This is a genomic window from Janthinobacterium sp. SUN206 (genome assembly GCF_030587305.1).
In the GTDB taxonomy this organism is placed as follows: domain Bacteria; phylum Pseudomonadota; class Gammaproteobacteria; order Burkholderiales; family Burkholderiaceae_D; genus Janthinobacterium; species Janthinobacterium kumbetense.
In genome coordinates this window covers 1,422,454-1,447,047 of sequence record NZ_JAPWIB010000001.1, presented here as the reverse complement: position 1 = coordinate 1,447,047, position 24,594 = coordinate 1,422,454, and the positions used below count along the sequence as shown (strand labels likewise).

Here is a 24,594-nt window from a genome sequence, read left to right as displayed (position 1 = left end):
CCGTGACGGTACTTTTTTTGCGGTATCCGGAAGTACCGCCATAAGTACCGACAAAACTGTACGCTGTCATGCTACGACGTAAGACGATACAAGACAACAAAAAACCCGCGCCTCCTATGAGAAGGGCGGGTTTCGATGCTTCTTAATACGATATGACATGATCATTTGGTGCCCGGAGCCGGAATCGAACCGGCACGCCCTTACAGGCGGGAGATTTTAAGTCAGTAGCAGAAGTTATATAAATCATAGACTTAACCATGCTTTCCGTTCCGCAAAATTATTCACATACTCCTCTGGAGGCCGCATAAATGCTGGGCCTCATTACGATTTGCGGAACGATTTCTGTATCAAGATGAGTACTAGTATCGAACGCAACACTGTTCCGCAGCGCTAAGCGGTCCCCTGGTCGTGCAATCATCTATACGTCTCACGAGAAAGCTTGAAGTGTATGCATTGCCATAGTGAAAAATTTTTCAGGTGGCAGAATTGCTTGACCGGTGCCCTCCGTCTCGAAGTGGCCCCCCGAACCTGGCAATAATGCTCCTACTTGAACTCATCAATTCCTTGGTCCCTTCCTACCCAACCTAACGGAATGCGAACAAGGCAACCAGTACGCTACACTTTGAACCCTAGGAAATTACCGACGGGGAATAATAATGTCAAAGGCAGAAGTAATATGGTGGGAAAAGACTGTTGAGTACAAGTTTTTGCTCGATTTTACCCGCAATATCAGCAACGCAGATGCGTATCCTCTGGCCAGCGTGGAGGAGGAGGCTGGAGACGCTATGTTCTCCGTAGATGGTGCTCAGTGGGCACTGTTCGAATTCAAGCGAGACGAGAATTCGTTTAAATCGGAACTGAAAAAATTCGCAGTAGCGCATAACTTATTCAAAGTACTTGAAGAGGTGCTTAAAGTAAGCTTGCAGGCTTCTGAGGAAGAGCGCAACGAAGCCCAAGCAAAGCTTGAAAATTGCAAAGTTCAAATTTCGAATGACAATTTAGGATTGTCCGATTTGAACGAAAAAACCGCTATTGAAGCTGACGCAAGTACTCACTGCTTTGGCACCCGACTTCAAGCCGCCCCGGCAACGATTGTATCCTCGGTAGAACCGACCGTCCCGACGGCTAGTTCTTTGCATTCAGCGGCAAAGGCTTTAATACAGAAGCTCCAGAACAAGGCGTTTGAAGCAGCAAAGACTCATCTCTTTGCCCCAGGCAGCGACAGCAGTTGCCATTGGATCGTCTACGGCAAATTCGATGCAGAAACCAAGTGCATGAAGCTTTGCAATATCCAGTACTTCCAACTTTTTGATAAGCGAGATGCCGGCGCTCTGACAGAAGGCAACGCCCCAAGCTCCTTCGTTGGCTGGAACAGCACGCAGCTGAAAGAATACGTTGATCAGTTCATTAACTTCAAGCTGTATGGTGTGCCGCTCAACGAAGACGATAAAAATGGTGGCGGCCGTAGTTGGCCACAGGGCGTTCTCCCAGCGAATCCGTCATATATTATCGGCGTTAATGACAAAAAAGTACTGGTAGCGCCCCTGGACAACTCGACCGAGACATGTAATTTACTGCAACGCTTGTCACCACCTAAGGCTCCGCCTACAGCAAGGCGACGACCATCCGCATGAATCGTACTGATCACTCCGACTCTCTGTTCAGAGTCCTTTAGCGTAGGTATTCATCATGAGGCTGTGGCACGTTATCTCTCTCTACTTTGTCGGCTTTACCAATTTGCCGCGGCGGTGGCGCACGTAGTGTGCTGTCATCGTGGACGTCGAATGCCCTAGCTGGGCCTGGGCAGCTTCGATCCCACGCTCTTGCTCGATGTCCGTGCCTGCCTTGGCGCGTAAGTCTCGAAACTGGAAATTGCGAATGGCGGCCTCGATCTTTGGATGCGCTGCTGCTGCACTGGCCCTTGCGCTTTCGAATGCGTAGCGTAGCATGTAGGGGGTCATTTTCTGACCTTGTTCATTGTTTATGAGCGCTACACCCATTGCGGGGCGCTGGTCAATGCGTGCCATTACGGTGGCAAGTTCGCCGATGATTTCGATACGCAGTTTCTTCTTCGTTTTGTTCTGGCTAATCTCCAGCGCGCCGTCCTTCACATGCGCACGGGTCAGTTTCAGTGTGTCCGCCGGCCGCTGGCCAGTCAGATATGCCAGATCCAGTGCATCGCGCAGCCCAGGCCCCGCAGCGGCGTAGACAGCCTCGAAAATCTCGTCATCGACATACACATCACGCCCATCTTCCTTGTAGCCCATGATGCCGGCGCAAGGGTTTGCAAGGTTTGTCAGACCGGCGCCGCGGGCAAAATTCCAAATGTGCGATAGCAACGCCTTGTCGCGGTTCGCAGCAACCTGGCCTTCTTTCCCTGTCATTTTTGGTACTGGCAGACCGTTTTCCGCTCTGGCGGCATTTTTTGCGTTCAGGTCTGCAACGATGCTGGCAGTACGCCACTCAAGATATTGACGCACCATCATAGGCTGGATCGATTCCATCGGCTCGCGCGGATCATCAAAGAATTTGCGTAAATTGGCCAACTCGTTCATGTTCTTGCGCTGCGTTTCTTTTCCCTTTTTGTGCATCACTTCGCTTACGTAGCGCTGCGCCACCATGCGGAAAGTAGGGCGCGAGGCGGACGGAATGGCGCTCACGGTTAGTTGCCCCCATTTACGCACGGCCTCGATGTAATCTTTTCCCAATGCGATTTCTCTGCGAGGCTTTTCACCGGTATCTAAAAAGTAATATGTCACTTTCCCGCGGTGGCGCGCACGCATGCCTGTCGGTAAGTTCTTATTCTTCGTTGGCACTCTGCCCATCTTCTATTTCTTTCTCAATCCTGGTGGTACCCAGGCTGGTTTTTCTTGTGGCGGCGCCACAGCCTTGCCTTCCACTGCCGAGCGCGCCACTACAGGGTGGCCAATCGCATTGACGAAAAATGGAATGCCCATCTGTCGCAGCGCTTCCACCTGGAGGCTCTTGATCTTTCTGCCCGTAAGGGTTGCCAGATCATCGGGTGCGAGGAAGGCAGGCGCCGTCAGTAATTTGCGTGCTTCCAACTCGGCAATGAGCCTGGCTACTTCCTCTGCCGCGTCGCTCATGTTCATGGCGTACTCCTGGTCGCCACATCAGCGGCATGCCCGCTACCACCGCAAGTGGGGCAGTCCAGCTCGCCGCTACCTGGCTCGGCGCCGTCGTTCATGAAGACCAGGCCGGCCGGCGTCGCCGCGACGGTCTGGCCAGCGGCGCGCGCAGCCGCGATGGCCTGCTGCGTTTCGGGTGAAAGTGGTATGCGACGGCGCACGAGCTGGGCCTCCAGCTGCGCAATGCGCGCATCGCGCTCTCGCACTAGGCTTTGGAACGCTGGCGCTTCACAGCTGCGCGCGCACGGCGCCGGGTGTTCGCCGTGTGCTTGCTGCTCCAGGCGCTGGGTCTGGCCATGAATGCAAGTGCATTCGCCCAGCCATTCGCCGTCTGCGCGGTGCACATCACCCGTACCGCCGCAGAAGCTGCACAGCGCGCGCATTTCGGCGCAGGTGTCTTCGACATTGCTGCGCGCCGGGGCGGTTGCGATGGCAGCTTGCTGGCGGCCCGCAGCAGCCAGTACGCGGAACACATCGCTGTTGCGCAGTAGCGCGCCCGGCTCATTCAAGCCCCACAGGACAGGCAGTGCCGAGATTTGATCCATCAGCCGCCCGATGATCGGCTGAGGCGCTGCAGCTGGCAGCGGTGAATGCTTCGGCTTCGCCGCCTGCTTGGCGCGGATCGCCACGACTTTCGTCCAGATCCTAGCCAGCTCCGTCTCGCCAGCGGCGTGCATGTCCAAGCCCTGAGGCAGGCACAGCGCGGCCAGCGTGACCATTACGCCACCAACCTCCTGCTCGCGCTCGCCGACCGGGCGGCCGTACACATAGTCGACCAGCTGGTGCGCCTCGCTGGCCGTGCAGCCGCATGCCTGCACCAGTTCCAGCGATTCTTCCAGGAAGCGGTGATTGCGCTCAGCGCCGTCGGCGGAGATTTCGGCACCGAAGCACGCCATCATCCAAGGCTGTACGCGGCCCTGGAATGAATCGGTGGGCGTTGCACGGACAGGCGGATTGCGTTGCTCGTTGTTGATCATTCTGCATGCTCCAAAAAGGTTATCTCGCTGGGCTGGCGCGGTGTCGCGTCGCCCATCAGGTAAATCACGGACGACACGCCGCCGCCCAGCACCTGGGCGCCCATGGCGCGCAGATGGTGCTGCTTGCCCTCGAACAGCACGGGCTGGCAGGTGTGGATCGCACGCAGCACGGCGCGGTCCAGTTTGTAGGCGGCCTCGGCCGGGGTTTCTGGCGCAGGCGCTGGGCTGCGGCTGCTCATTGAGCCGCCGGAGAGCGACGGCCCCATACCCAGTACGGGCCATCCTCGGAGTCGTGAGTGGACAGCGTGAACCAGCCGTCACCAGCAGGTGGCGCCGGGTTCCAGTCGGAGACGTCCGTTCCGCCCTGGTCGAAGTAGACGATATAGGCCGGATGCTTATCATCTTCGCCGCACAAGGTGGCATAAGCGGTTTCCAGGCCTTGCGCAGCTAGCCAGGCGCGATACTCCGCCTCTTGATCCTCGTTGAACTCTGGCATATCTGGGTGCGAGTACCAGCCTTCGGCATCGCGAAAGACCGGCGCCCATTCAATAAGCTTGCTCATATTTACCTTTCAGGTTGTCGCGGCCAGGACGCCCGCCAGGGTCGCTGCCACGTAAATCAGGATCAGGGCCGCCGCCACGCGCGCGGCGCCGGGGCTGCGCTCGCTGTTTGGCACTTCGTCGTTGTCGGTCATGGTGCCTCCGTTGTTGGCATCTGGATGCCGCGCCAGGTGTAATACGCGTGCAGGTCGACCACCGTTACCCGCATGCGATCCTCGCCAAACGTGAACGTTGCGCAGTGCTGCGCACCAGGGAACTTGAAGTAGAGCAGCGCTTGAGCATGGCCCAGCCTGTCCGGCCCCTGCAATGGCGCACGGCTCACCCATACGCTTTCGATCAAGCAATCCGGATGCGTGGCCGCAAAGAACTCGATCAGGGCGACTTCGGCAGCCTTACGGGCGCGCCGCTCGACAAACTCTTCCATCACGCAGCTGTGGCTGCAGTAGATGGCATCGCCATCCGTGACGGCTTCCAGGTGCTCGTACTCCTCACCTTCGTCCTCGGCTTCCTGCTGCATGTCGTCGCTGACGCGCCGGCTGCAGTGATGACACTCGAACCACCATCCATGCTCGATCAGCACGGTCTTCGGCACCGGGCCGGGTGCGTACTGGTCGAACTGCGGGCGGCGGTTGCAGGATTCGACTTCGCTGAAGGAGCAGTTCAGTTCATTTCCACCCTCGCGCCGCGCGGTGGCGCTGTTGCTTGCGAAGGCGATGACGCAATGACCCTCGCCGGGCTCGCGCACTTCATAGGCAAGCAGGCGCTTCATGGCGTCACCCGCTTAAAGGTAATGGCCCAGCACCACGGATTTGCATCCCAGTCGCCGCCAGTCGATTCCCACAGCTCGCGCCAGGTCGAGCGCTCGGTTGCGCGACCGCTGGCGCCAGACCCTTTGCACACGATGTCGTAGCGGTCCTGCGATTCCGCCAGCGCTTCCATATCGATGCCCTCGGCCACGATGTCGGCATCACTGATATCCTGCAGGCGCTCGACGCGCACGGACACGATCTCCAGCAGGATCCGGCAGGCCACGCGCGGCATGAAAATAGCGGGGCGCCTGTACCAGCCGGGCAGCGCGCCGCCGCGCCCGGCCGCCAGCGGTAGGTCCGGTGAATCGGCGTCGTACTGGTATGCGCGGTGGCATTCGGCCGTCATGTCGATGAAGTGCCATTCGTCGCGGCGTTTCTTCTCGCTGTAGCGCGTCACCCAGCGGCCGTAGGCGAAGAACGTTTCGCGCACGCGCAGGCCGTCACCATGCCCGCCGTGTGGGCATGCGTCGCCAGCCATGCCGTGGGCGCCAGGTGCACGCGTCTCCGCAACGCTCACCATCGACAGGAATGCGTCGCAGGGCCACTGGTAGTCGCCTGGACGGTGCGGGCTGGGCTCCGGCTGCGGCTTTATAACCCGCCGCGTCTGCGTCTTGCTGCCGTTGAGCAAGGCGCGCACCATGGCGCTGTTCATGAGGATAGGTTGCTCTTTCATGCTTTTTCTCCGGCGACAGGTGCCGCAAACATATCGACGGTTTTGGTGTCGCGCACCACTGGCGGTGGCGGCGCGTCGAGGAATTCACCGATGGTCAGCGCGTTGTCGCGCGGGCCATACGGCAGGCAGTCAACGGTCCAGTCGTCTGGAAGGTCGCACTCGGTCCGAATTTCCTCATCGGCTACCGCGTCGATGGGCTGGTCTTTGATCTCGCCAAAGTTCGACTTAAAGCGGGTTTCGGCTTCGCGCTCGCTGGCGGCCATGATGACGGCCGTCAGGGTGGCGCTGACCGTGTAGAGGCGGTTGATCATGTGGCGCCGCCATTGAGGAAGTTGTTGATCCGGACGGAAAGCGGATTGATGACTGGCTGCTCGCCGGCGGCCTTGAGGGCGGCCAGATGGTCGTCGTGCGGCTTCACTGCTTCGCTCAGCAGCACCCGTGCTGCGGCAAGCTTTTCTTCCAGGCCCTTGGCGTAGGAGCTCATGCCGCGCACGTTCCAGCCACCAGCAAGATGATCGTCGGACAGGCCATCGAGCGCATTCCAACAAGCGACCAGGCGCTGCGCGTTGGCCTCGCGCATGCCCGGATTGTTCGCGCCAAAGTCAATGGCCACCGCTACGCCAGCACTGCCGCCCATCCCACGGATCACGGTTTCCGGGCTGCAGCCGTCATCCTGGCCCGTTTCGGCAACGAAAAGCAGGCCAGGGGTGCGCACGCCGCTCATGCTGCCGCTCCCGTCACCGCCGTCACCGTGTAGATGCCCTGCGTGCCCTTGACCACGCCTGCGGCTTCCATCGCCTCGATCAGCCGGGCCGCACGGTTGTAGCCGATGCGCAGGTGGCGCTGCACCAGTGATATCGATGCTCGCTGCTGCGTGCGCACGACTTCGACGGCTTGCTCGTACAGCGGATCGCTCGCGCTGCCGTCGCCAGGCAGCACGGCGCCTACCGCTTCGCCATTCAGCTGCAGCGCCGGGCGCTGTTGGCGGACAGGGGCATCGCCCGCTGCCGGTCGTGGGCTCGGTTCCATGATCTCAACGGCGGCTACCAGCAGCAGGTCGGCGGATTGCGAGCCGCCAGGCAGCTCCTTGGCCAGCGTCAGCGCCGATTTAATCGCGCCCTCGGCGGTCTCCGCCATGTGCTCGCGCACGCGGGCAACGGCCGGCTGCACGGTGCTGTCATACAGCTCGTTGAGCACATCGCGGTAACGGGTGCGAAGCTTGTACAGATCGGCAGTCAAGTTCACGGCGCGCTCGATCTTCTGCTGGCCGGCAGCAGCCGGGCCCGGCGCCTGCGTCTCCACGTCGGCCTCGCCACCCAGCGCCTCAACCAGATTGACCAGCATCTTGACCAGCTCGCCGGTCATCAACGTGAAGTCGCTGTCGAAGCGCTCGTCGGCCGCCTCGCCAATCGCGCATTCCCGCAGTATGTCCAGCGCTTTGACGCTCTTAATGGCCAGGCTCTCGTCCAGCACGAAGGAAATCTTGTCGTTCCAGGTCATGGCCAGGCGCGTGCACTGCTTGCCGGCCGCGATATGGCGGCGGATATCGTCCGCTTCCAGCGTGTGGCGCTTGTACGCCACCTGGGCCTTGCTTTCGCCGGTGGCGCGCATGATCGCGTCCTGGTCGACCGTGAAGCCGGCCGGGGATTCGTCCGCTTGCAGCCATTCCGTCATCGCGCCGACCGGCGAGCGCACGACGCGCAGGCTTTCCAGCGGCAACTTGTCGACGGATTTCAGCAGCAGCTTGATCACCTCGTCCGCCTTGCTCGGGCTGGCCGCGTCCACCACCAGCCAGCCATTCACCGGATCGATCCACACGGCGGTGGTGCTGAGAATGGCGAACGCGCGCGGCAGCAGCTCGTCGGTGACGCGCTCTTTCAATTCCTTCATGGCCTTCTTGCCGGGCGCGAAGCCCTGGGCTTCTTCCATTTCCAGCGCGCGGGCGGCGGCCACTTGGTTGACCACGGTCGACGGCAGCAGCTTCTTCTCGGTTTTCAGCTGCAGCAGGAACTGGCCGCCGACGGCGTGCACCAACGGTGCGCCGGCGCCGCGCGGTGCGGTCCAGCCCTGGCGCACAAGATCCATGCTTGTGGCGGGCGTGAAGGCTTGGCGCTCGAGCATGCTATTGAGCTCCGGGGCGCTCATGGGCCAGTTTGCGGGCAGGCGGTAGATTTGAAGATTCTTGAAAAACATGGCGCTTCCTTATTCTGAGAACACGACGCCGCGCGCGGCACCGAAGGCATACAAAAATTCAATGAACTGCGCGGCTTCCTTCACGTAGAAGTCGCTGGTCTGGACGCCCAGCTGCACGATGCGGCGCCCGTCGAAGCTGGGTGTCACGCGCCCGTCGTGGTGCAGCGGCGTGCCGGCCAGGCGCATTTCGTCGGCAAACTCGTCCACCAGCAGCCGCTTCATGTCATCCGCATCCCACTTGCGCCCGATGTGTTCGATCTGCTTGGCGATTTCGCCGATCATCGCGTGATACTTTTCTTCCTGGGCCCGCTTTTTCTTCGGCTCGGAAAACACCACCATCCAGCCGGGCGGCGCGGTCTTGGCAAATTCGACCGCCCGGCGACGTGCGTCGTCGTGCACGAGGAAGTAGGTTTGCTTCGTCATGGCGGCGATCCTGCGGCGGTATTGGCCGGCGGCAGCGCCGTCACGCGTTCCAGGGTATAGCAGCCGCTGATGCCATCCAGCCAGATGACTGCGGTGTGGCCGCTGAGAACCTGGGCTTCGCTGACGGTAATCGTCTCGCGGACCTCGCCACTGTCCAGCTTGACGCTGACTGCGGCGCCGATCTGGTGCGCGGCGTTGAACTTGTCGCATGCGGCCTGGAGCTGCGCGGTCGCCTTTGCCTGGCGTTCGGCGCGGCTGCTCACGCTGCACCGCCCAGGTCGGCCACGTCGATCACGATGCCGCGGCAGTACGGCTCGCCGTCTTCCACGATTTCGAACGTGGCGTGCGGCACCTCGGTGCGGTAGGTCCAGCTGTAGCCGTCTTCCTTGTTCCACAGGGCATCCACGGCGCGCACCTGCGGTGCTCGGGCGAAATAGTCCTTGAGCGCATCGTCGTCGTGCTGGATATCCTCGCGGAACGGCAGCAGGCCCTTGGCATCGAGCAGTGCGATGGTCGGCGCTCCGCGCTCGTCGTTCACGAAGCCACGGAACTCCATCAGGTTGTCGCTGGCGCCGAAGATCACGATCAGGCCGGCCGCCTTGGCCTGCTGCTCTTCTTCCTTGACCATTTCGCGTCCGTATTCGCGGCCCGTCAGCAGGCCGGCCAGCAGTTCCTTGCTCAGCTTGACCGGCGCGGCTTCGGGCAAGCTGGCCGGTTTAACGGCCGGCTGCGGCGCCGTGTGGTTGAACGCCGCCTGATCGATCTTCGAATACGGAAACTGGTCGGCGAACTTCTTGATGCGATGGATGAAAAACTTGCCTTGCGACTCAGCGCCCAGGAATTCAGCGAACAGATCGGCGCTGAAATTCTGGTAGTGGTAAATGTCGCTCTGGCCGGTCGACTTCTTCGGGTGGAACTGGATGGCCAGCACGTTCAGTTCTGGCACGTGGCCGATGGCTGCAAACTGGCTGGACTCGACCTGGTGCATGACGATTCGAGGGATGGTGCTCACAATGTTCTCCTAGTAATGATTGAGGCGGTGGTTATGCGGCTTCGGCGACCAGGCCGGCGCGCGCGGCGACAAAGTCGAACTTGGCCAGGCGGTCGATGGCCTCGGCCGGCGTCAGGCCGAACTGTTCGAACAGCACATCGAGGATGTCGCTGTCGGATGGGTAGAGGTCATCGGCAGCGGCGTCGAGCAGGTCAGGTGCTGGCGCTGGGCGGCTCGGCGCCGGGACCGGTGCAACGGCTGCTGGCGCGCGGCGCGTGGTGATAGGCGCGGTAGGTTTGGGCGTCGCCACTTGGGTGACCGGCTCGGCGGCGCGCTCGGCAGCGATCTGCGAGGCTTGCTCCGCCAGCTGGCGCTGCGTGTCGGCGGCCGTGCGCTCGCGTTCGGCCTGTGCCGCCTCAGCCGCGAGGCGGTCAGATTCGACCTGGGCCAGGCGGATCGTTTCGGCGGCTGCCTTTTCTGCCTTGACGCGCTCCTCTTCCCGGATCCGTGCCCGCTCGGCTTCGGCATTCACTTCTTCGGCACGTTTGTGGTCTGCAATGCGGCTGGTAATGACGAGCTGGAAGTCTTCCATGGGCTTGCCGATGATGTTGGCCATGTCCATGAACAGGAAGCCATAGGTAGCGGCGTGCTCGCGGCACCAGGCCTGTTTGGCGCGGTAGTCGGCTGCCTGGGTATTGGCCGCAATCTTGGCATTGGCCAGGGTGGTGCCGACAGCATCGTGCAGGCTGGCCAGGGTGCGCTTGGCCTTCATGGCGCCGGCAAAGTCGGGCGTGACCAGTTGCAGCCGGATCGGGGCAATCTCAGTTTCCAGCGTGGCAACGTGATCGGCGTAAGCGCGGCGGCCGTCGTTCAGGATCGTTTCCTTGATTTGCTCTTTGCGGGTCTTGACCAGCTTTTCCAGCTCCAGGCGCTTGCTGCGGAATTGCGCCTTGATGTGGTCGACCGTGCGCATCACCTCGTCGATGGTGGAGGTTTGCGCCAGCGCGGCGGCCTTGGCGTGCTCCAGCTTGGCTTCGGCCTCGCCGCAGAACTTGACGTTGTATTCGGCATCCGCGAAGTCTTGGTCGTCCTGCAGGTCGGTTTTGATGGTCGACAGGAACTTCTCGGCCGCCTTCTGGTAGGCCAACAGGTTGCTGCTGACGACCTTGCCTTCGGTCTGGACGACCAGTGCGGGCAGGGCGGCGGCGGGCGCAGCTTCTGGCTTCACCGGATGGTCAACCTGCGTGTAGTTCGCCACATCGACGTCGAACTGCTCCCAGCCGGCGACAATGCGCTCGAACCAGGCCGCGTCTGGATAGACCCACATCCAGACCATGTTGTTTTCAGTGCCATCGGACGCCATGAACAGCCACTTCTCGGCGCCGGTCACCATCAGCTGCTGCTGGACCTGCGGCTGGTGCTCGTCTGGCAGCACGCCGGCACGCACCGATGCGGCCAGCTCGGCATTCCATTGTTTGTGCTCGAAGCCGATGGTCTCTGCCATATTCAGGCCATCGCAGGATGCGCTTTCCTTGCCCAGCGACAGCGTGGCTGGGTACAGGTCGTCGCCGATGATGCGCTCGGCAAGCGGGCGCGCCAGCGCTTCGACTTCGTGGCCGTAGTCCAGGATGTTTTCTTGCACCCAGTCGCTGAATTCCTTGGCCAGGCCGGTAGCCTTCATGCGCACCAGTTCGCTGCGGGTTACTTTTTTCGACAGGCCAAGCATCGCGGCCGCCTCGCTGGCGCCGTGGTGGTCGAAGCGGAAAGCGTGCCAGTCATCACTGCCTTGGAGCAGGTTGTGGATTTCACGGGTGAGTGTGTTTTCGCGTTGCATGATGTGTCCTTGATGATTTTTTGTGTGGTGTGGCGATTAGTCGTTTTCGTGCGCCCAGCTGTCGATCGTCATTTTTTGCGCCTCGGTGAAGGTCGCCCGGGTGCTGAGCATGGCAATCAGCTGCGCTGGCGTTTTCTTCTTGCTGTGGATGGTCTGGCGCCATTCCGGCGTTTTCTGCTGGAACAGCTCGTCGGTGCATTCCGGCAGCAGATCCTGCGCGCCAGCCGCTGCTGATGCAGGGGGCGTGATATCGCGCGGCTCGCGGTAGTCCGCCTCCAACTCGTCCGGCGTGTAGACGCCGAGGATTACGCCTGGTGCATGCTGGCGCGCCCACTTCTTCACCGCGAGGTATCCCAGCTGCTGCTTCGGGTCGTCGGCCCAAAGCGTGGAGTTGCGGGTGCGCGCTTGCGCAAGCAGCAGGTCCAGCACTTTGACCTTGCCAGTGGAGCGAATCGTCGCGGAGACGCGGACGCCCAGGCCAATTTCGTCCGATAGATGCCAGGCGGGGCTGCGGTATTCGCCTTTGTCGCCCTTCCTGATGTCGTATTTGCCGATGACGTTTTCCCACGGGCCGTAATATTCGTAGTCGAAGTCGTCTTGCGTCAGGATGCCCGATGCAGTAATCGCGGCGTGGACCAGCTGCGCCTCATACCCGATGTTCCCGTTGATGAAGTGGGTCTTCTGCGCCACGGCGAAGGGATTCATCTGCCAGGAAATCGCCTGCATGATGACTGCCAGGCAGTCGCCCGGGGAATTGCGGTACGCGGGCGGCAAAGTTGCCTTGCCCGAGGCCATAATGTCGGCAAGGCGGATCATGCTATCCATGTGCGCGACGTCCAGGATCATCTGGCCAGTGGTACGGGGAACTGGCGCGCCTCCGGACTGCGTTGCCTGCATGGCGGTGCGGCTTTCTTGCGTAACTGCGTTCATGACGTTTTCCTTGTGAGTTTTATAATTTCAGCCTTCAACAGCGCCAGGCGGACGGCGTAGACAATGGCGTGGCCGGCATGCCAGTTACGCAGGGCCTGGCTGGCCACGTCCATCACGGCTTGGCTGACGACGTCCACTGCGCCTCCCGATGGGCGCGGCCCAACTGCTTCACGCGCGCGGCGGATGCGTCTAGGTCGATCAGGGCTTCGATCTGTGCGGTGATCAGTTCCTTGCGCATTTCTTCGAGGCCGGCCAGTTCGCGGCGCACGCCGGCCAGGCGCATATTGTTCATGCGGTGCTGGTGCTGCGCCTGGTAGTGGCGGTGGGCGGCAAGCAGGCGGTGGAAGAGGGCGATCATGGGCGGACCATCGCAGTCACGCCCAGGGCGCCGCCGTCGTAGGCGGCATCGATCAGCGCGGCCAGGTTGCCGATGGCGGCGAAGCTGTGCACCGTGCTGGCAGTGCGGATGGTGATGATGTAGCTCATGTCCTGCTCCTCTGGTTAATTGGCGCCCCGGCGGGGAATCGAACCCTGCTGTTGCCGGCCGCACTGTCCGACAACAAGGCCACTCCGGGGCTTTTAATCCTGCGTACGCCAGGAAGCGCGGTACCACAAAAAAGCGGGTCGGGCTTGATACCGACTCGGTGAAGGTCGCGGTTCGCGAGCGCCCAGCCTGGTTCGGGATTCATCGCTGTCCCGAGGGTGTCGTCTGCCTGCGCAACATCAGCGCGTGTCCATCCACGCCGCCGCTTTTGTGTAGTTCCTGCGCTCGCCTGGCGCAGGGCAGGGGCGGCGGCCTGGGCGACAGGCCGCGCTGGTAAATCAGGCTGCCGTCACCTGCGAAGGGCGGAAGCGCTGGCTTTGCGTCGAGCCGTCCAGCAGCACTTCCAGGAAGTCGCCGCGGGCGCCGGGATGCGTCTTCACGAATTTGCCCGGGCGCGGCAGCGGCTCGGTTTTCGTGCCCTTCACATTCACCTTCTGGTTTTCTTTGAAATTCGACATGCTGTAATTCCTTCAAGGTTGGTTGTGGCGCCGGGCTTCCCCGGGCGCCTGATCCTCACGAAGATCAATCGGGGCATGCTGATCCCACAGGGCATTTATCCGGCCCGCCGGCCTGTCCCGCCTTAAACTACGGCACGGGCGACCGCTGATCTGGTTTGGCCAGCTCGACCAGGTGGCCGAGCTCTTTTCCGTAGAAGGTGCTGTAAGGTGAAGCCATGCGTGCATCCGTCAGGGCCATTGCATGTGCCACACTTTTGTTGCGGGCCCGGACCTTGTTGCGGTACGTGCCGTCCGTGAAGCGAATCGTCACGTCGAAGTGAAAGCGCTGGGCCGGTGCCTGGTGCTGTGCCAGCTCGGCTTGCAGCTGGGCGGCGTCGTGGTCGCGGGCGCTCATGACTATTAGCCGCGCGCTGGGATTGCGATTGCCGGGATCACTTCGCCGTGGGCGACGAGGACCGCTTCAAGTGCTGCGAGCTCTGCTGGGGACATGTCGTACTCCTGTGTTTGTTTGTTCGATGACGAATATTAGTCCGACTGCTAATATCATGTCAACAGTCGGACTAATAAATATGAGAAATAATTTCTTGAGACAAAACAACCTCGAAATGTCGATGTTGGTTGGGGTGCTTAGAAGGGGAGCTCGGATGGCGGTTGAGGCCGATAGGCCTGCCATTCGATTTCGTCGGAGTTTATCAGGTGGATTAGAGGTGTGATGTCGAACGTGGCGTAGCTACGCGAGAAGCCGCCGACGCGCGGCGATAGCAGCAAAATAGGAAGGTCTGGGAAGTACCGCTGTGCATGCGCCAGCGCGGCTGGACCGGTGGACGGCCAGGTATGCTCTGGTTCGACTCGGACCACGGCCAACTGAATTTGCTTGATCTTGAGGACTGCGGCGCATAGTTGCATGAATGCATTATGCTGAGAATATGGCCAAGTTGGAAGTGATTGAAAATGGGACTAGGTTAAAATGCCCGCGCGAGGCGGGCTGAGGCGAGGGTGGTTAAGGCATACCAATGACCGGCAATAATCCGCTCAGTGCATGATTATTTACCGCAAGCCTTTCCATGCTCACCATGGAACCCTTTGGCTTTAGCATCTGCTTCAGCCATGTATTCACCTTTTTTTGTTTTCCCATAGTACTTGTCACCTTCGCAATGATAGACCTTGCTTGAGGTGTTAATCCATACCTTGCCATCGCCGCCACCTGGAGCCATCTGAGCAGGGGGGGCCTTGCTAGCAACTGCCGCAGCAGAAGCTGTACCAGACGCCGTCTTCGCAGATGCTGCATTGGCCATCATGCCACCGTGGCCCCGACAACCGTGTGTGGACTGGCCTACTGGGGCTGAGCCATCTTTGCACTTGAGCATTGGCGCTGCATCGGGCGACGCCGGATTCCCCATTGCAGTGGCCGAAGGTTTAGGTGCAGCCGATGGTGCGGTCGTCGGGGTCTGCGCGAACGCCTGTGACGCGAAGGTGGCACTTACTGCGAGCATTGCTAAAATTTTCTTCATCTTGAGTCTCCGGTATGCACGGAATGACGTGCCTGCATGCATTAACGCACCTACGCATGTGCCGTTGACTCTGCAGAGAAAATACATTGGCGATCGCGCAGATGTAGAGAGGGCATCAAGCGCCTGAGCGCCGATCAATGAACAATTGAATTGCTGCTACAGGCGTCAAAAAAGCCCGCGCGCGGCGAGCTGATGCTTAAGGCTTGGCGGTGGGCGCCGCCGTCGGCGACGCAATGCTTATCGAACCATGCCATGGCCAGCGATCATGCGATGTCTGTATTGTCGGATACTAGGCCGCCACGTGTGCCGCCTTTGGCCAGCTGCTCACCGTCTTGCATGTCCGTTGCGTCGATGGCATCCATCAATTCTTTGTCGCTACCAGGCACGGCGTTGTCTGCTATGGATTCAGCTGGCGCCGTTTTTGTAGTATTGGTCATGATGTATCCAGGCATAAATTGTTGCGGAGTTGAGTTTGATATATGTCCAGTGCACTGCCAAGTGATCGCCTTCGATACGCCATGTGGCGAATTCGCGGATACCGACCTGCACGTCTAGGGCGTCCTGCTTGTTGCAAGAAGTCGCATTGGCTGAGACCGACTAGGCAAGGCCGGCAACAAATAGAACTGATTTTAAAATCATGGCGTCAGTCGATAGGTCTGTTCATATTGCTTCTGCATCTGCTGGCAGGCATCCCGGGCAATCTGCGCTTCTCCCGAGCCGGCCGGCAATGACTCTGCTTGCTCGCGGCAATACTTGACTGCATACCAGGCTTTGTATTTCTCTTCTGATGCTGCTTGTTGCTCGTTTGTTTGCGTGCTGCCCGATTGAAGGTGCAGTGACCAGTACACTAAAAACAGCAAGCCTATCACAACCAGTCCAACGAAAAAAGTCAGTGCGGCCCGCAACGTGGATCGTTTTGATTGAATTGCGTCACGCTCAACGCTCATAGCCGATCCTTGAAGTTGCGCGGCTCGAATCGCACGACGCGGCCGACGACATTACAGTCGCTGGTACGGCAGGGCACTTGTTTGAACGCGGGATTCTCAGATGAGAGATACCACTCGCGACGCTCATATTTCAGACGCTTTACAACTGCCTCGCCTTTAAAATTTAAGGCAAAGACGCCGCCGTTCACACGATTCGTGTTTTTTATGTTAACGATTGCAATGTCGTCTTCGTATAGCACGGGCACCATACTTTCGCCTTTCACTTTGACAGCTCGAAGCATGTCGGGCGTAAGATCGTTTTCTTCGAGCCACTGGCGTGGCACATAGAGGTGCTCAGCCTCTTCGAAGAGATGGTCGGTTTCAAAACCGGTGATTCCTGCTCGTAAATGCTCGGGAAGCATCCGAATGGGAACCATTACAGGCGCATGATCATCGTCGGTAGTGATCCGTCGTGCCCCCGGTAGGCTTATGGTTCCATTCTCATCGGCGCTCGGAGACACTGCTTGCGCAATATTTTCAGCCTCTTCCGCTAATGCCGGACTGAACTCCGTAAGGGCGACACCCAGGAGGTTTGCGAACTTGATTCCTGCGGTGACGTTAAGCGGAATGCGGCCATTTAGATATTGCGTAAGGGCGCTCTGGCCGAAACCAAGTGCACTAGCTGCAGTTTCCTGCGAGTGTGGGAGGTTGTTTTCTTTGCGCGAGTGCTGCCACTCCTTGAAAAGGTTTTTTAGTTTCGCCGCGTCGGCGAGTTGTTCTGATGAGAGTGGTAAGGCTGGCATCGTGCGAGATTATAAGGAAAGCTAATAAATTTCAAACAGTCCGACTGTTGACATAATTAAGCAGTCCGACTAATATTCGTTGCATGAACCCAATCCAAACGATTCGTGGACGGATGCGCGTGACCCAAGTCGCTTTAGCAAAGGCCCTTGGTGTTACTCAAAGCAACGTTTCACACTACGAGCAAGGCCAGGAAATGCCGCCGCAGGTCGCAAAGTTGTTGATTAAGTTTGCAGCTTCACTGGGCGAGATCGTCAGCTATAACGACATCTATGGTGAGCCGACTGGCGCGGCAGGGCATTGCCAAACGCCAGGCCACGCCGGCCGCCAGCCGCCGACCACCAACGCCATCTTCGACACGGTTCCTGCCCGCGCCGCCGTCGGCATCGACGTGGGTGCAAAGCCATGATCCGCCTGATCCCCATTTCCCCGCCGCGCCCGACGGACTACTTCGTGCGTATCCCGCTGCTCGAACCGCACGAACTGCCACCTGGCGTGCCGTTCGATGAATGCCTGAAACAACTAAAGGAACCAGCATGAGTACCTCGAAAAGGAAAAAAGCAGCACGGCCAGCGGCCAATCCAAGCTTCCGCACTACCCAGCTGGCCATTCTGGCCGAGTTACGCGTCCACACGGCGTTGCTGACGACTCTTTGCCAGCACCAGCATGACGCTGCTACCTTGCGAGATTGTTCGGAACCGCAACCCCCGCCCGCTATCGCTCCCGTTGCCGTGAGCCTGTCCGCCGACCCGTTCGCGCCAACCATTGAAGTGAGGCCCACCGCCGGTGGCTACACGGCGACCATCGCAATGCGCGAGAGCTCCGTGGTGTACCTCGTCAATGCGGCCGGCCCGCGCTCGAATGCCGTCAAGGTTTCAGCGGCTGGACTGTTGCCGATTTTGGTGGCGCCACTGATTGAGATTCCACAGTGATCGTCAGCACTGCGGCAATCACCGCTTTTCCAGGAGCGAAGTCGACACCCCATTCACGTTCGACCACCGTCCCTTTGACCGCGAGGCCGTGGATTAAGCCAGTAATTTTGTCGCCAACAGCCGGCGCAGGCACGCCTTTAGGCCAAGGCACCGGTGCGTTCGCATCCAGAGCGAGCCTTACCACATAGGTTTCGTTTTCCATGGAGGTTGCCTTTCTTGTGAATTGATACGTGGGAATAGAAATTTAACACGTTGGCAACTTCTACCTATTTTTCGCTGTACCCAAACCCTGTAACACCGACCACCAGGAGAAAACCATGAAACAGAAGCAAAAACGCACCGCGCTCGTCAAGGGCTACATCACGGACGACAACAAGGATGCCTTGCAAGCAGCGTGCACTGCGCTGCGCAAGAGCGTCAGCGATGTGCTGAACGAATGCACGATCGTGATCATCCGCGATCACCTGGACGCCAGGCCGAAACGGAATGATACGCCGCCGTTTCCCAGCGGGACTAGGCCCAAATCAGTAAATAACAGGGCCCAGATTTTGCCGGCGCCGCGCCCGTGCTTTGGCGTCGTCCCGCGCGTCGTGCGGATGCGGGTTTAACGGCATGGAGGCAGCTATTGAATAAACAAGCCCAGGTCACAGCCGATGAAAAGGAGCTGATCTTCCAGCGTTCGATGATCTATCGCCAGGCCGAGAAAGACCTGCAGGGCGCCAAGGACGGGGAGGGCGAGAGCGCGGCGAAGGCCGCGCACAAGGAGGCGCGTCAGAAATGGCGCGATGCCACCGACAGGGTGGCGAAGAAATACGAGGTGCCGCGGCGCGAGCCTCCATAACGGCCCCGCACCCGACAGCTACAGGATCGCATGGCCGGAATGGGCCACTTTAATCACCATCAATTAGGAATATGACATGACGCAAACAACTGCAATCAAGCCGTACCGCTCGCTAGACGACGCCCACGGTAATAACGAATTGCTCGACATGCTGCTGGCCAAGGGCCCGAAGAATGACGCAGCTCTGGCCCGCGCGCTGGAAGTGGCGCCACCCGTGATTTCCAAGATCCGCCATGGCCGCCTGCCAATCGGCGCCTCGCTGCTGATCCGCATGCACGAGGTTTTCGACGTGTCGATCCGCGAGCTCAAGCGCATCGCGCGCGCCGAGGTGGCGGCTTGACCTGGACGACCATGCGGCCGGAAGGCGGCGCGCCGGCGAAGGCCGCGCAGGGCGCCCAGCAGCAAGAGCACGTCGAGCGCGAATTGCCGGTCGACCCCGGCCACGTCCGGACGCGCCAGCACTACGAAGCAATGCTGCAGGAACTGCAAGGCCAGAAATGAAAAAAGCCCGCTGGCAGGCGGGCTTCCTTGAACAACAAAAATTCGCGAAAGAATTTATGACCGAAATTGTACAACACAAAGGCATCACCATAGCGGATACGCTGATTGCGACTGACGCCGAAGGGCGCTTTCGTCTCAACGATCTTCATCAAGCTGCAGGCGGCGAGCGCCGTCATGGCCCTTCATTGTGGCTGGAAAACGAGAAAACCAAGGCTCTGGCTGAGGAAATGACGGATACAGAAATCCCTGTATCCGTCATCAAAGGCGGCCTAAATCAAGGCACCTATGTGTGCCGTGAGCTGGTCTACGCCTATGCCATGTGGATCAGCGCCAAGTTCCACCTGGAAGTTATCCGCACCTTCGACGCGGTGGCCACCGGCCAGGCGCCAGCCGCGCCGACTGCGCGCAGCGCAATCTCGCCCGCCAAGGAATTCCGTGCCATCTTCGGCATCGCACGCCTGATTGGCCTCGACAAGAATGCCGCAGCCATCAGCGCGAACCAGGGCACGGCCGCGCTGACCGGCGTCAACATGCTGCAGCTGATGGATCGCACGCACCTGGCCACGCCCAGCCAGGAGATTTATTACACGCCGACAGAACTGGGTAGCCGCTTCGTCAAGAGCGGCAAGGCGTTCAACCAGATGCTGGTGCAGGCCGGCCTGCAGGACAATATCGCAGGCCATTGGGTGCCGACGGAGAAGGGGCGTGCGCATGCTTTCGTGGCGGACACGGGCAAGGCGCATTCCAGCGGCGCGCCTATCCAGCAAGTGAAATGGCGCGATTCCGTTCTGGCCGAGGTGGCATTGTGACTGGCCAAGCTGACAATCGCCCGCGCCCGACTTTTGGCGTAAATAAGACGAAGCGCCGCCGTTCTGGCGTCTCGCTCCCGAAACATGGCTCCCGCTCTTACGCGCTGCTGCAGGCGATGCTGGCCGGGCCCGGCACCTTCTACCAAATCTGTGAGCGCGCGGGCTTCGATATCGAAGAAGCAGGCATGGAGCACCGCTTGCGCATGATTTTTTCGCGCTTCATCCAGGGCAATGTGCGCCTGGTGGGCATTCGCTACGTGCTGAAAGACGCCTCGCGCGCGGCGCTGCTGGGCGCCGAGCCCGAACAGGCTGGCCAGGTGGCCACGCCACACTTTCGTGGCACGGTGGGCGCCATGCCTGTCGTTGTTGTGCGTCGGCCAGAAACTGAGGTGCGTTTATGAAGCGCAGTGTTAAAGCTGACATTGTGCAGCATGAGAGCAGAATACTACTCACGCCTGAGCCGCTCGATGCCCAAGGAAAAAATATCTTTCGCTTCCTTGGAGGAGTTAGTGGCTATCACCAAAGACGTTCCAATATCCGTTGGATGGGGAAGGTTGGTTCCCTGCAGCCACGTATCTATTATCTTATCGAAAGATGTGAGCACTTCCATGGTCTTGTTCAAGCCAGTAACCATTTCGTAGGAGCCAAGTTCGTGGGCAGGGATGGCACGAATGGCAGCCTGCACTTCCTTAAGCAAATATTTTGCTGTAGCCATGGTGGAGCGAACGAGACCCTCGTTTCTGATGGCTACGCTATTAGCGATCAATTCGCAGAGCTCCGGAATCTGCTCATGAGCACGATCCAATATTGCCGACACAGCTTGAGCTCGTCGCAGCAGTGCCCGTTTGTCAGCATCGATAAGAAGCTTCGCGGCGTGCCTGTTTTGTCTGCTCATTACGAAAATCGCCACTCCCAAAGCAGCTATCGAACCTATCGCTTGCACCCATCCAGACCAGTCCGACTTGGTCAGGTCGAAGTTATTTCCCAAGATAATAATGTCGATAACGCCAAAAATTACCAGAAGTGCGACCGTGAGGTAGGGATATTTCATGCGCTTGCCGGAAGTTGTTTGAAAGGAATCTTAGCATGAAGCGCGATTCCTTCACTATGGTCAAGCCCTTTACTTTCGGCTCGGTCTGCAGCGGCCTCGAAGCAGCCAGCGTAGCTTGGCATCCACTCGGCTGGCGCGCCGCCTGGCTTGCCGAGATTGAGCCGTTTCCCTGCGCCGTGCTGGCGCACCACTATCCGGACGTGCCGAACCTGGGCGACATGACCAAGGTTGCTGCCTTGGTCCGTGACGGCTTCGTGCCGGCGCCCGATGTGTTTTGCGGCGTCACACCGTGCCAGGCATTCTCGATCGCCGGCCTGCGCAATTCGCTCGACGACGAGCGTGGCAACCTTTCCCTTGTTTTTTGCGAGATCGCAGATGAAATTGACGCACGACGCGCTGCAGCTGGACTTCTTCCAGCCGTTGTCTTCTGGGAAAACGTTCCTGGAGTCCTCTCCACAAAAGACAATGCCTTCGGCTGCTTCCTTGCTGGCCTTGCCGGTGAAGATGATCCAATCGAGCCGCCAGGGGGTAAGTGGGCGTACGCTGGTTGTGTGTATGGTCCCGCGCGAACAGTCGCGTGGCGGACCCTCGACGCCCAATATTTCGGAGTGGCCCAACGACGCCGTCGTGTGTTCGTTATCGCAAGTGCTGGAGAAGGGTTCGATCCCGCATCGGTACTTTTTGAGTTCGACGGCGTGCGCCGGGATTCTCCGCCGAGCCGAGAATCGCCGCAAGACATTGCCGGCACAGTTAGAGCGAGCGCTGCGCGCCGTGGCGGAGTGCAGGACGAATGCGGCCTCGGGTTGCAGCCAGTCAGTACCGAGGATATTGGCGGAGCACGACAGGTCGACGGGAAAGACATTGCTTTCGGTGCTTCCGTAGCCGCTCCAGTGGCGCGCAGCGTTGAGCGCCCACGTGGCGATGGTTTGGACACGCTGATTGCCGGTACGCTGCAGGCGAACGGAAAAGCTGCAGGTAGCGCCACGCAGCAAGATGCCGATGCCGGCATGCTGATCCCCATGGCATTTGGCGGCAACAATCTTGCCGGTGAAATTCATGTTGCCACCGCCTGCCGCGCGCATGCCGGGCCACACCTCGATTTTGAGAGCGAGACATTCCTGGTTCAGCAGGTGGCGTATCCAATCCAAAACGCTACCCGCGGCAAGGATCAAAACGGCCTGGGTATCGGCGACGCCGGCGCACCGATGTACACGCTAGACAACGGGTCGCAACACGGCGTGGCGCTCGCGCCAATCGCCTTTAGCAGCAAGGACTACGGTGGCGACGCCTGCTACGACCTGTCACCGACGCTACGCGCTGGAAACCACGCCGGCAGTCATGCCAACTCCGGCATCCCACCGGCTATCGCCTTCGACGCGCGCCAGGATTGCGTGAGCAGTACCAGCGTCTTTGGCGCTCTGGGCACGTCCAGCCCGCAAGCGCAGGCGGTCTGCGTCACCGGCGACATCACCCACACTCTTAAGGCGGAAGGCTTCGATGCTAGCGAGGATGGCACTGGGCGCGGGCAGCCAATTGTGGCTGCATTCGCCGAGAATAGCCGCGCCGAAATCCGCCTGGAAGGTGGCGACGGCAGCCGTACTGGTGCGCTGTCGACCGGCGGCGGCAAGCCTGGCCAAGGCACGCCAATGGTGCTGGCGGGCATGGCAGTCCGCCGTCTCACGCCCCGCGAATGCGAGCGCCTGCAGGATTTCCCTGACGACTACACCCTCATTCCGTTTGGCCGCGCTATCCGCGCGGAAAAGCTTGATCAGGACTGGATCAAGTATCTGATACGCGGCGGCGTGATGACACGCGACCAGGTTGCACGCGCAGCAGCCGACGGCCCGCGCTACAAGGCTATCGGCAACAGCTGGGCAGTGTCGAATGTGGCTTGGCTCGGCCACCGCATTGATGTCGCTATACGCGCCAACTTAGCGCATGAGCGCGAAATTGCGAGGTTGGCATGAATTTATCGCAATATATTCAGTTGACGCGTGATTTCGTTATCGACCGCCTTACTGCGGTCGGAGTCGTTGCTGGCATGGGGCGGCAGTTCGAAGCGAGTCCAGTCTATGACGGGCTGCCGATCCTCAACCACTCGATACGTGGCATACCACTTGCCGTCGATTGCAAAAATCATGGTATGCGCAACTCTTTTCCCATTGATCGAATGCGATACGACAAGTTCATTTTTTTCTGCCCACTCCAGCGCGTGCATGAGAGCGGCGGAATCCGCCATAGCCTCGTCTTGGCTGCTGCGCTTGACTGCGCACGTGACATCACTAGCGCGAGCGGAGACTCGCCCGCGAAATCCATCGCCATCAGCGAACCAGCTAGACATCTGATCCATCTTGAAGGGGCGCTGAATGCCGTTTGGATTGTCTTTGTTTTCCATTTTGTCTCCAAATTTAAAGAGGGGATCCTATCATGATGTACGACTTGGCAAGAAGCGAACGTGCCCATATCGCAAATCAGTCCGCGCCCGCCTATTCGCTGATCCGTAAGGCCTGCAGCTGCGGCAACCGCACCACCGCCAAGCAGCTGACCCAGCACGGCAAATGCGCCGCCTGCGCGCTGGCGGCCATCCGCGCCGCGATCATGCCTAGCGACTTCGCCAAGCTGCAACACATGCTGGGCGCCGTGCAGCAATATCCGAAGTCCAAATGGGGCTGGCGCAACTATTTTGCCGCCGGCAGCGGCCAGCAGCTCGAGGCCATGCAGCGTCTGGTGGATGCCGGTCTGGCCACGGCCGGCCGTGCCGCCAACGAAATGACCTATTTCTATGCGACTCGCCTGGGTTGCAAAGCTGCTGGCCTCGACGCCGCTGGCATCAAGCGCGCGATGGAGGATTGAGAATGCCTACAGATACTCCAGCCAAATCCGTACGCCAGCTGACTCAATTTCCCCAAAGCAATGCCGTGGACCTTGCGCAGCGAGAGTGCAACATCACATTGATGGCAGTAGGAAAAATCGGCCACCAGCGCGCAGTTAATCCGTTAATTTGCGAGCTCAAGGTTGAGTGCATCGACAAGCTCTTTAATACTTGTCATCGCTTCAATATAGGCCTCACGCAGCGCGGCGGCGTATTGAACGGCGATCTGAACTCTTCCTGCAAGGTGATTCCTATGCAGGTCGTCATTAAATTTATCGGCAAGGTAGGTGCACTCTTCGATTTTCGCTACAAAAGTGTTATTGAGCCGCATGCTTTGCACAAAACTCATTGCCTTGGTGTAACCGACGACGATTTTCTGCCTCAAAACAGGATCAGGAATTTCACCCAACCTGTTGACGCATGCGCTGTAGATAGGGAATGGATGTTCGGTTGCCGGGACAATATAGCTGAAAAAATCGCCGGGCTGCAAGCCAAGGAGCAAGGCGCCATTTCGGGTATTGAACCCAGACACTACGATGGACATTTCGTCATTCAGGCTGCTAAGCAATTGCTTAATTCGAGCCTTTTCGGCCGCAGCCGCTTGCCTTATGGAGCTTCGTTGTTGCCAATAAGGCACCCATATCGCAATTCCGATTGCAATAATGGAGCCGATCGCCTGTACCCAGGCGGGGGTATTGGTGCTAGACCACGGAATAATGCAAAGGCCGTAACCACTCCCAAAGGAAAGCAGACCCAACGCGGCGAATTGAAAAAATGCTTTCATGAATTTCCTTGTGAATATTGGCAAC

39 protein-coding genes and 2 pseudogenes are annotated in these 24,594 nt (G+C 59.4%); 12 read left to right on the top strand and 29 right to left on the bottom strand.

The features are described 5' to 3' along the window. Window positions 1-656 precede the first annotated feature (656 nt). On the top strand, window positions 657-1,634 hold the full coding sequence (locus O3300_RS06460) for a hypothetical protein (protein ID WP_305052479.1): 978 nt from the start codon (window positions 657-659) through the stop codon (window positions 1,632-1,634). Between the two features lie 81 nt (window positions 1,635-1,715). Here O3300_RS06460 and O3300_RS06455 read toward each other — a convergent pair whose 3' ends face one another. The 25 genes and pseudogenes from O3300_RS06455 to O3300_RS06335 form a co-directional block, all read right to left on the bottom strand. Continuing rightward, the gene (locus O3300_RS06455; RefSeq protein WP_305052478.1) at window positions 1,716-2,825 is read right to left on the bottom strand and encodes a tyrosine-type recombinase/integrase; all 1,110 of its coding nucleotides are present in this window, start codon (window positions 2,823-2,825) and stop codon (window positions 1,716-1,718) included. Window positions 2,826-2,828: 3 nt separating this feature from the next. After that, on the bottom strand, window positions 2,829-3,113 hold the full coding sequence (locus tag O3300_RS06450) for a DUF4224 domain-containing protein (protein WP_305052477.1): 285 nt from the start codon (window positions 3,111-3,113) through the stop codon (window positions 2,829-2,831). Next, entirely contained in the window at window positions 3,110-4,126 is a 1,017-nt protein-coding gene (locus tag O3300_RS06445; protein WP_305052476.1) for a hypothetical protein, read from the bottom strand. Before O3300_RS06445 ends, O3300_RS06450 begins: the two co-directional genes overlap by 4 nt. Continuing rightward, complete coding sequence (locus tag O3300_RS06440; RefSeq protein WP_305052475.1) at window positions 4,123-4,365, bottom strand: hypothetical protein; 243 nt, start codon at window positions 4,363-4,365, stop codon at window positions 4,123-4,125. The genes O3300_RS06445 and O3300_RS06440 overlap by 4 nt, the downstream gene beginning before the upstream one ends. Then, entirely contained in the window at window positions 4,362-4,688 is a 327-nt protein-coding gene (locus O3300_RS06435; protein ID WP_305052474.1) for a hypothetical protein, read from the bottom strand. Before O3300_RS06435 ends, O3300_RS06440 begins: the two co-directional genes overlap by 4 nt. Before the next feature lie 9 nt (window positions 4,689-4,697). Further along, a complete protein-coding gene (locus O3300_RS06430; RefSeq protein WP_257224801.1) occupies window positions 4,698-4,820 on the bottom strand; it encodes a hypothetical protein in 123 nt (40 codons plus the stop codon). Then, a complete protein-coding gene (locus O3300_RS06425; RefSeq protein WP_305052473.1) occupies window positions 4,817-5,455 on the bottom strand; it encodes a hypothetical protein in 639 nt (212 codons plus the stop codon). The genes O3300_RS06430 and O3300_RS06425 overlap by 4 nt, the downstream gene beginning before the upstream one ends. Then, complete coding sequence (locus tag O3300_RS06420) at window positions 5,452-6,168, bottom strand: hypothetical protein (protein WP_305052472.1); 717 nt, start codon at window positions 6,166-6,168, stop codon at window positions 5,452-5,454. Before O3300_RS06420 ends, O3300_RS06425 begins: the two co-directional genes overlap by 4 nt. Next, window positions 6,165-6,479, bottom strand: a complete 315-nt coding sequence (locus O3300_RS06415) for a hypothetical protein (protein WP_305052471.1) — start codon at window positions 6,477-6,479, stop codon at window positions 6,165-6,167. The genes O3300_RS06420 and O3300_RS06415 overlap by 4 nt, the downstream gene beginning before the upstream one ends. Beyond that, entirely contained in the window at window positions 6,476-6,892 is a 417-nt protein-coding gene (locus O3300_RS06410; RefSeq protein WP_305052470.1) for a hypothetical protein, read from the bottom strand. Before O3300_RS06410 ends, O3300_RS06415 begins: the two co-directional genes overlap by 4 nt. Next, window positions 6,889-7,197 (bottom strand): DNA translocase FtsK, encoded by a 309-nt coding sequence (locus O3300_RS06405; protein WP_305053135.1) that lies wholly within the window; start codon window positions 7,195-7,197, stop codon window positions 6,889-6,891. Before O3300_RS06405 ends, O3300_RS06410 begins: the two co-directional genes overlap by 4 nt. A gap of 240 nt (window positions 7,198-7,437) precedes the next feature. Continuing rightward, window positions 7,438-8,361: pseudogene (locus O3300_RS06400) on the bottom strand (recombination-associated protein RdgC); the annotation flags it as partial. 9 nt (window positions 8,362-8,370) lie between these two features. Continuing rightward, window positions 8,371-8,784 (bottom strand): recombination protein NinB, encoded by a 414-nt coding sequence (locus O3300_RS06395; RefSeq protein WP_305052469.1) that lies wholly within the window; start codon window positions 8,782-8,784, stop codon window positions 8,371-8,373. Beyond that, complete coding sequence (locus O3300_RS06390; protein WP_305052468.1) at window positions 8,781-9,047, bottom strand: hypothetical protein; 267 nt, start codon at window positions 9,045-9,047, stop codon at window positions 8,781-8,783. The genes O3300_RS06395 and O3300_RS06390 overlap by 4 nt, the downstream gene beginning before the upstream one ends. Beyond that, window positions 9,044-9,796 carry a KTSC domain-containing protein gene (locus O3300_RS06385; protein ID WP_305052467.1) on the bottom strand — a complete coding sequence of 251 codons (753 nt, stop codon included), beginning with the start codon at window positions 9,794-9,796 and terminating at the stop codon, window positions 9,044-9,046. The genes O3300_RS06390 and O3300_RS06385 overlap by 4 nt, the downstream gene beginning before the upstream one ends. Window positions 9,797-9,827: 31 nt before the next feature. Further along, complete coding sequence (locus O3300_RS06380) at window positions 9,828-11,609, bottom strand: YqaJ viral recombinase family protein (RefSeq protein ID WP_305052466.1); 1,782 nt, start codon at window positions 11,607-11,609, stop codon at window positions 9,828-9,830. Window positions 11,610-11,645: 36 nt separating this feature from the next. After that, window positions 11,646-12,539: a RecT family recombinase gene (locus O3300_RS06375; RefSeq protein WP_305052465.1), complete on the bottom strand. Its 894-nt coding sequence runs from the start codon at window positions 12,537-12,539 to the stop codon at window positions 11,646-11,648. A gap of 112 nt (window positions 12,540-12,651) precedes the next feature. Next, the gene (locus O3300_RS06370; RefSeq protein ID WP_305052464.1) at window positions 12,652-12,897 is read right to left on the bottom strand and encodes a hypothetical protein; all 246 of its coding nucleotides are present in this window, start codon (window positions 12,895-12,897) and stop codon (window positions 12,652-12,654) included. Beyond that, window positions 12,894-13,025, bottom strand: a complete 132-nt coding sequence (locus O3300_RS06365) for a hypothetical protein (protein WP_276208636.1) — start codon at window positions 13,023-13,025, stop codon at window positions 12,894-12,896. Before O3300_RS06365 ends, O3300_RS06370 begins: the two co-directional genes overlap by 4 nt. A 336-nt stretch (window positions 13,026-13,361) precedes the next feature. Then, window positions 13,362-13,541: a hypothetical protein gene (locus O3300_RS06360; RefSeq protein ID WP_305052463.1), complete on the bottom strand. Its 180-nt coding sequence runs from the start codon at window positions 13,539-13,541 to the stop codon at window positions 13,362-13,364. Window positions 13,542-13,668: 127 nt separating this feature from the next. Then, window positions 13,669-13,935, bottom strand: a complete 267-nt coding sequence (locus tag O3300_RS06355) for a hypothetical protein (protein ID WP_305052462.1) — start codon at window positions 13,933-13,935, stop codon at window positions 13,669-13,671. A 649-nt stretch (window positions 13,936-14,584) separates the two neighbouring features. Continuing rightward, window positions 14,585-15,052 carry a signal peptide protein gene (locus O3300_RS06350; protein ID WP_305052461.1) on the bottom strand — a complete coding sequence of 156 codons (468 nt, stop codon included), beginning with the start codon at window positions 15,050-15,052 and terminating at the stop codon, window positions 14,585-14,587. A gap of 263 nt (window positions 15,053-15,315) precedes the next feature. Beyond that, the gene (locus tag O3300_RS06345) at window positions 15,316-15,489 is read right to left on the bottom strand and encodes a hypothetical protein (RefSeq protein WP_305052460.1); all 174 of its coding nucleotides are present in this window, start codon (window positions 15,487-15,489) and stop codon (window positions 15,316-15,318) included. A gap of 198 nt (window positions 15,490-15,687) precedes the next feature. Then, complete coding sequence (locus tag O3300_RS06340; protein ID WP_305052459.1) at window positions 15,688-15,999, bottom strand: hypothetical protein; 312 nt, start codon at window positions 15,997-15,999, stop codon at window positions 15,688-15,690. Then, window positions 15,996-16,781, bottom strand: coding sequence for a S24 family peptidase (locus tag O3300_RS06335; protein ID WP_305052458.1), 786 nt, complete (start codon window positions 16,779-16,781; stop codon window positions 15,996-15,998). Before O3300_RS06335 ends, O3300_RS06340 begins: the two co-directional genes overlap by 4 nt. 83 nt (window positions 16,782-16,864) lie before the next feature. Between O3300_RS06335 and O3300_RS06330 the strand changes: the two genes are divergently transcribed. From O3300_RS06330 to O3300_RS06320, 3 genes are read left to right on the top strand one after another with little or no spacing between them, the layout of a single operon-like run. After that, the gene (locus tag O3300_RS06330) at window positions 16,865-17,188 is read left to right on the top strand and encodes a DNA-binding transcriptional regulator (protein ID WP_305052457.1); all 324 of its coding nucleotides are present in this window, start codon (window positions 16,865-16,867) and stop codon (window positions 17,186-17,188) included. Further along, window positions 17,185-17,319: a hypothetical protein gene (locus tag O3300_RS06325; RefSeq protein ID WP_305052456.1), complete on the top strand. Its 135-nt coding sequence runs from the start codon at window positions 17,185-17,187 to the stop codon at window positions 17,317-17,319. Before O3300_RS06330 ends, O3300_RS06325 begins: the two co-directional genes overlap by 4 nt. Beyond that, window positions 17,316-17,711, top strand: a complete 396-nt coding sequence (locus O3300_RS06320) for a hypothetical protein (protein WP_305052455.1) — start codon at window positions 17,316-17,318, stop codon at window positions 17,709-17,711. Before O3300_RS06325 ends, O3300_RS06320 begins: the two co-directional genes overlap by 4 nt. Here O3300_RS06320 and O3300_RS06315 read toward each other — a convergent pair. Continuing rightward, window positions 17,647-17,913 carry a hypothetical protein gene (locus O3300_RS06315; RefSeq protein ID WP_305052454.1) on the bottom strand — a complete coding sequence of 89 codons (267 nt, stop codon included), beginning with the start codon at window positions 17,911-17,913 and terminating at the stop codon, window positions 17,647-17,649. The genes O3300_RS06320 and O3300_RS06315 overlap by 65 nt on opposite strands. A 115-nt stretch (window positions 17,914-18,028) precedes the next feature. Between O3300_RS06315 and O3300_RS06310 the strand changes: the two genes are divergently transcribed. The 6 genes and pseudogenes from O3300_RS06310 to O3300_RS06285 all read left to right on the top strand — a co-directional run bounded on the left by O3300_RS06310 (window position 18,029) and on the right by O3300_RS06285 (window position 20,263). Next, entirely contained in the window at window positions 18,029-18,319 is a 291-nt protein-coding gene (locus O3300_RS06310; protein WP_305052453.1) for a hypothetical protein, read from the top strand. A gap of 17 nt (window positions 18,320-18,336) precedes the next feature. Then, window positions 18,337-18,552, top strand: coding sequence for a hypothetical protein (locus O3300_RS06305; protein ID WP_305052452.1), 216 nt, complete (start codon window positions 18,337-18,339; stop codon window positions 18,550-18,552). Between the two features lie 76 nt (window positions 18,553-18,628). After that, window positions 18,629-18,868: pseudogene (locus O3300_RS06300) on the top strand (helix-turn-helix domain-containing protein); the annotation flags it as partial. A gap of 20 nt (window positions 18,869-18,888) precedes the next feature. After that, window positions 18,889-19,053, top strand: a complete 165-nt coding sequence (locus tag O3300_RS06295) for a hypothetical protein (protein WP_305052451.1) — start codon at window positions 18,889-18,891, stop codon at window positions 19,051-19,053. Further along, complete coding sequence (locus O3300_RS06290) at window positions 19,050-19,862, top strand: KilA-N domain-containing protein (RefSeq protein ID WP_305052450.1); 813 nt, start codon at window positions 19,050-19,052, stop codon at window positions 19,860-19,862. Before O3300_RS06295 ends, O3300_RS06290 begins: the two co-directional genes overlap by 4 nt. Beyond that, window positions 19,859-20,263 (top strand): hypothetical protein, encoded by a 405-nt coding sequence (locus tag O3300_RS06285; RefSeq protein ID WP_305052449.1) that lies wholly within the window; start codon window positions 19,859-19,861, stop codon window positions 20,261-20,263. Before O3300_RS06290 ends, O3300_RS06285 begins: the two co-directional genes overlap by 4 nt. Window positions 20,264-20,307: 44 nt before the next feature. Here the strand turns inward: O3300_RS06285 and O3300_RS06280 are convergent, their stop codons facing one another. After that, window positions 20,308-20,913 carry a hypothetical protein gene (locus tag O3300_RS06280; RefSeq protein WP_305052448.1) on the bottom strand — a complete coding sequence of 202 codons (606 nt, stop codon included), beginning with the start codon at window positions 20,911-20,913 and terminating at the stop codon, window positions 20,308-20,310. A gap of 35 nt (window positions 20,914-20,948) precedes the next feature. On the opposite strand from O3300_RS06280, the gene O3300_RS06275 reads away from it, so the two are divergent. Continuing rightward, entirely contained in the window at window positions 20,949-22,880 is a 1,932-nt protein-coding gene (locus tag O3300_RS06275) for a DNA cytosine methyltransferase (RefSeq protein ID WP_305052447.1), read from the top strand. 2 nt (window positions 22,881-22,882) lie between these two features. On the opposite strand, the gene O3300_RS06270 is transcribed toward O3300_RS06275, so the two are convergent. Continuing rightward, window positions 22,883-23,308 carry a hypothetical protein gene (locus tag O3300_RS06270; RefSeq protein ID WP_305052446.1) on the bottom strand — a complete coding sequence of 142 codons (426 nt, stop codon included), beginning with the start codon at window positions 23,306-23,308 and terminating at the stop codon, window positions 22,883-22,885. A 32-nt stretch (window positions 23,309-23,340) separates the two neighbouring features. On the opposite strand from O3300_RS06270, the gene O3300_RS06265 reads away from it, so the two are divergent. Beyond that, window positions 23,341-23,766: a hypothetical protein gene (locus tag O3300_RS06265; RefSeq protein WP_305052445.1), complete on the top strand. Its 426-nt coding sequence runs from the start codon at window positions 23,341-23,343 to the stop codon at window positions 23,764-23,766. Between the two features lie 143 nt (window positions 23,767-23,909). Here O3300_RS06265 and O3300_RS06260 read toward each other — a convergent pair whose 3' ends face one another. Continuing rightward, window positions 23,910-24,569: a hypothetical protein gene (locus O3300_RS06260; RefSeq protein WP_305052444.1), complete on the bottom strand. Its 660-nt coding sequence runs from the start codon at window positions 24,567-24,569 to the stop codon at window positions 23,910-23,912. Window positions 24,570-24,594: the final 25 nt, after the last annotated feature.

Bases quoted from the DNA above. Each gene is read 5' to 3' on its own strand.
- O3300_RS06460 (WP_305052479.1), top strand. From the start codon at position 657: ATGTCAAAGGCAGAAGTAATATGGTGGGAAAAGACTGTTGAGTACAAG.
- O3300_RS06455 (WP_305052478.1), bottom strand. From the start codon at position 2,825: ATGGGCAGAGTGCCAACGAAGAATAAGAACTTACCGACAGGCATGCGT.
- O3300_RS06450 (WP_305052477.1), bottom strand. From the start codon at position 3,113: ATGAACATGAGCGACGCGGCAGAGGAAGTAGCCAGGCTCATTGCCGAG.
- O3300_RS06445 (WP_305052476.1), bottom strand. From the start codon at position 4,126: ATGATCAACAACGAGCAACGCAATCCGCCTGTCCGTGCAACGCCCACC.
- O3300_RS06440 (WP_305052475.1), bottom strand. From the start codon at position 4,365: ATGAGCAGCCGCAGCCCAGCGCCTGCGCCAGAAACCCCGGCCGAGGCC.
- O3300_RS06435 (WP_305052474.1), bottom strand. From the start codon at position 4,688: ATGAGCAAGCTTATTGAATGGGCGCCGGTCTTTCGCGATGCCGAAGGC.
- O3300_RS06430 (WP_257224801.1), bottom strand. From the start codon at position 4,820: ATGACCGACAACGACGAAGTGCCAAACAGCGAGCGCAGCCCCGGCGCC.
- O3300_RS06425 (WP_305052473.1), bottom strand. From the start codon at position 5,455: ATGAAGCGCCTGCTTGCCTATGAAGTGCGCGAGCCCGGCGAGGGTCAT.
- O3300_RS06420 (WP_305052472.1), bottom strand. From the start codon at position 6,168: ATGAAAGAGCAACCTATCCTCATGAACAGCGCCATGGTGCGCGCCTTG.
- O3300_RS06415 (WP_305052471.1), bottom strand. From the start codon at position 6,479: ATGATCAACCGCCTCTACACGGTCAGCGCCACCCTGACGGCCGTCATC.
- O3300_RS06410 (WP_305052470.1), bottom strand. From the start codon at position 6,892: ATGAGCGGCGTGCGCACCCCTGGCCTGCTTTTCGTTGCCGAAACGGGC.
- O3300_RS06405 (WP_305053135.1), bottom strand. From the start codon at position 7,197: ATGGAACCGAGCCCACGACCGGCAGCGGGCGATGCCCCTGTCCGCCAA.
- O3300_RS06395 (WP_305052469.1), bottom strand. From the start codon at position 8,784: ATGACGAAGCAAACCTACTTCCTCGTGCACGACGACGCACGTCGCCGG.
- O3300_RS06380 (WP_305052466.1), bottom strand. From the start codon at position 11,609: ATGCAACGCGAAAACACACTCACCCGTGAAATCCACAACCTGCTCCAA.
- O3300_RS06375 (WP_305052465.1), bottom strand. From the start codon at position 12,539: ATGAACGCAGTTACGCAAGAAAGCCGCACCGCCATGCAGGCAACGCAG.
- O3300_RS06370 (WP_305052464.1), bottom strand. From the start codon at position 12,897: ATGATCGCCCTCTTCCACCGCCTGCTTGCCGCCCACCGCCACTACCAG.
- O3300_RS06365 (WP_276208636.1), bottom strand. From the start codon at position 13,025: ATGAGCTACATCATCACCATCCGCACTGCCAGCACGGTGCACAGCTTC.
- O3300_RS06360 (WP_305052463.1), bottom strand. From the start codon at position 13,541: ATGTCGAATTTCAAAGAAAACCAGAAGGTGAATGTGAAGGGCACGAAA.
- O3300_RS06355 (WP_305052462.1), bottom strand. From the start codon at position 13,935: ATGAGCGCCCGCGACCACGACGCCGCCCAGCTGCAAGCCGAGCTGGCA.
- O3300_RS06350 (WP_305052461.1), bottom strand. From the start codon at position 15,052: ATGAAGAAAATTTTAGCAATGCTCGCAGTAAGTGCCACCTTCGCGTCA.
- O3300_RS06345 (WP_305052460.1), bottom strand. From the start codon at position 15,489: ATGACCAATACTACAAAAACGGCGCCAGCTGAATCCATAGCAGACAAC.
- O3300_RS06340 (WP_305052459.1), bottom strand. From the start codon at position 15,999: ATGAGCGTTGAGCGTGACGCAATTCAATCAAAACGATCCACGTTGCGG.
- O3300_RS06335 (WP_305052458.1), bottom strand. From the start codon at position 16,781: ATGCCAGCCTTACCACTCTCATCAGAACAACTCGCCGACGCGGCGAAA.
- O3300_RS06330 (WP_305052457.1), top strand. From the start codon at position 16,865: ATGAACCCAATCCAAACGATTCGTGGACGGATGCGCGTGACCCAAGTC.
- O3300_RS06325 (WP_305052456.1), top strand. From the start codon at position 17,185: ATGATCCGCCTGATCCCCATTTCCCCGCCGCGCCCGACGGACTACTTC.
- O3300_RS06320 (WP_305052455.1), top strand. From the start codon at position 17,316: ATGAGTACCTCGAAAAGGAAAAAAGCAGCACGGCCAGCGGCCAATCCA.
- O3300_RS06315 (WP_305052454.1), bottom strand. From the start codon at position 17,913: ATGGAAAACGAAACCTATGTGGTAAGGCTCGCTCTGGATGCGAACGCA.
- O3300_RS06310 (WP_305052453.1), top strand. From the start codon at position 18,029: ATGAAACAGAAGCAAAAACGCACCGCGCTCGTCAAGGGCTACATCACG.
- O3300_RS06290 (WP_305052450.1), top strand. From the start codon at position 19,050: ATGAAAAAAGCCCGCTGGCAGGCGGGCTTCCTTGAACAACAAAAATTC.
- O3300_RS06280 (WP_305052448.1), bottom strand. From the start codon at position 20,913: ATGAAATATCCCTACCTCACGGTCGCACTTCTGGTAATTTTTGGCGTT.
- O3300_RS06275 (WP_305052447.1), top strand. From the start codon at position 20,949: ATGAAGCGCGATTCCTTCACTATGGTCAAGCCCTTTACTTTCGGCTCG.
- O3300_RS06270 (WP_305052446.1), bottom strand. From the start codon at position 23,308: ATGGAAAACAAAGACAATCCAAACGGCATTCAGCGCCCCTTCAAGATG.
- O3300_RS06265 (WP_305052445.1), top strand. From the start codon at position 23,341: ATGATGTACGACTTGGCAAGAAGCGAACGTGCCCATATCGCAAATCAG.
- O3300_RS06260 (WP_305052444.1), bottom strand. From the start codon at position 24,569: ATGAAAGCATTTTTTCAATTCGCCGCGTTGGGTCTGCTTTCCTTTGGG.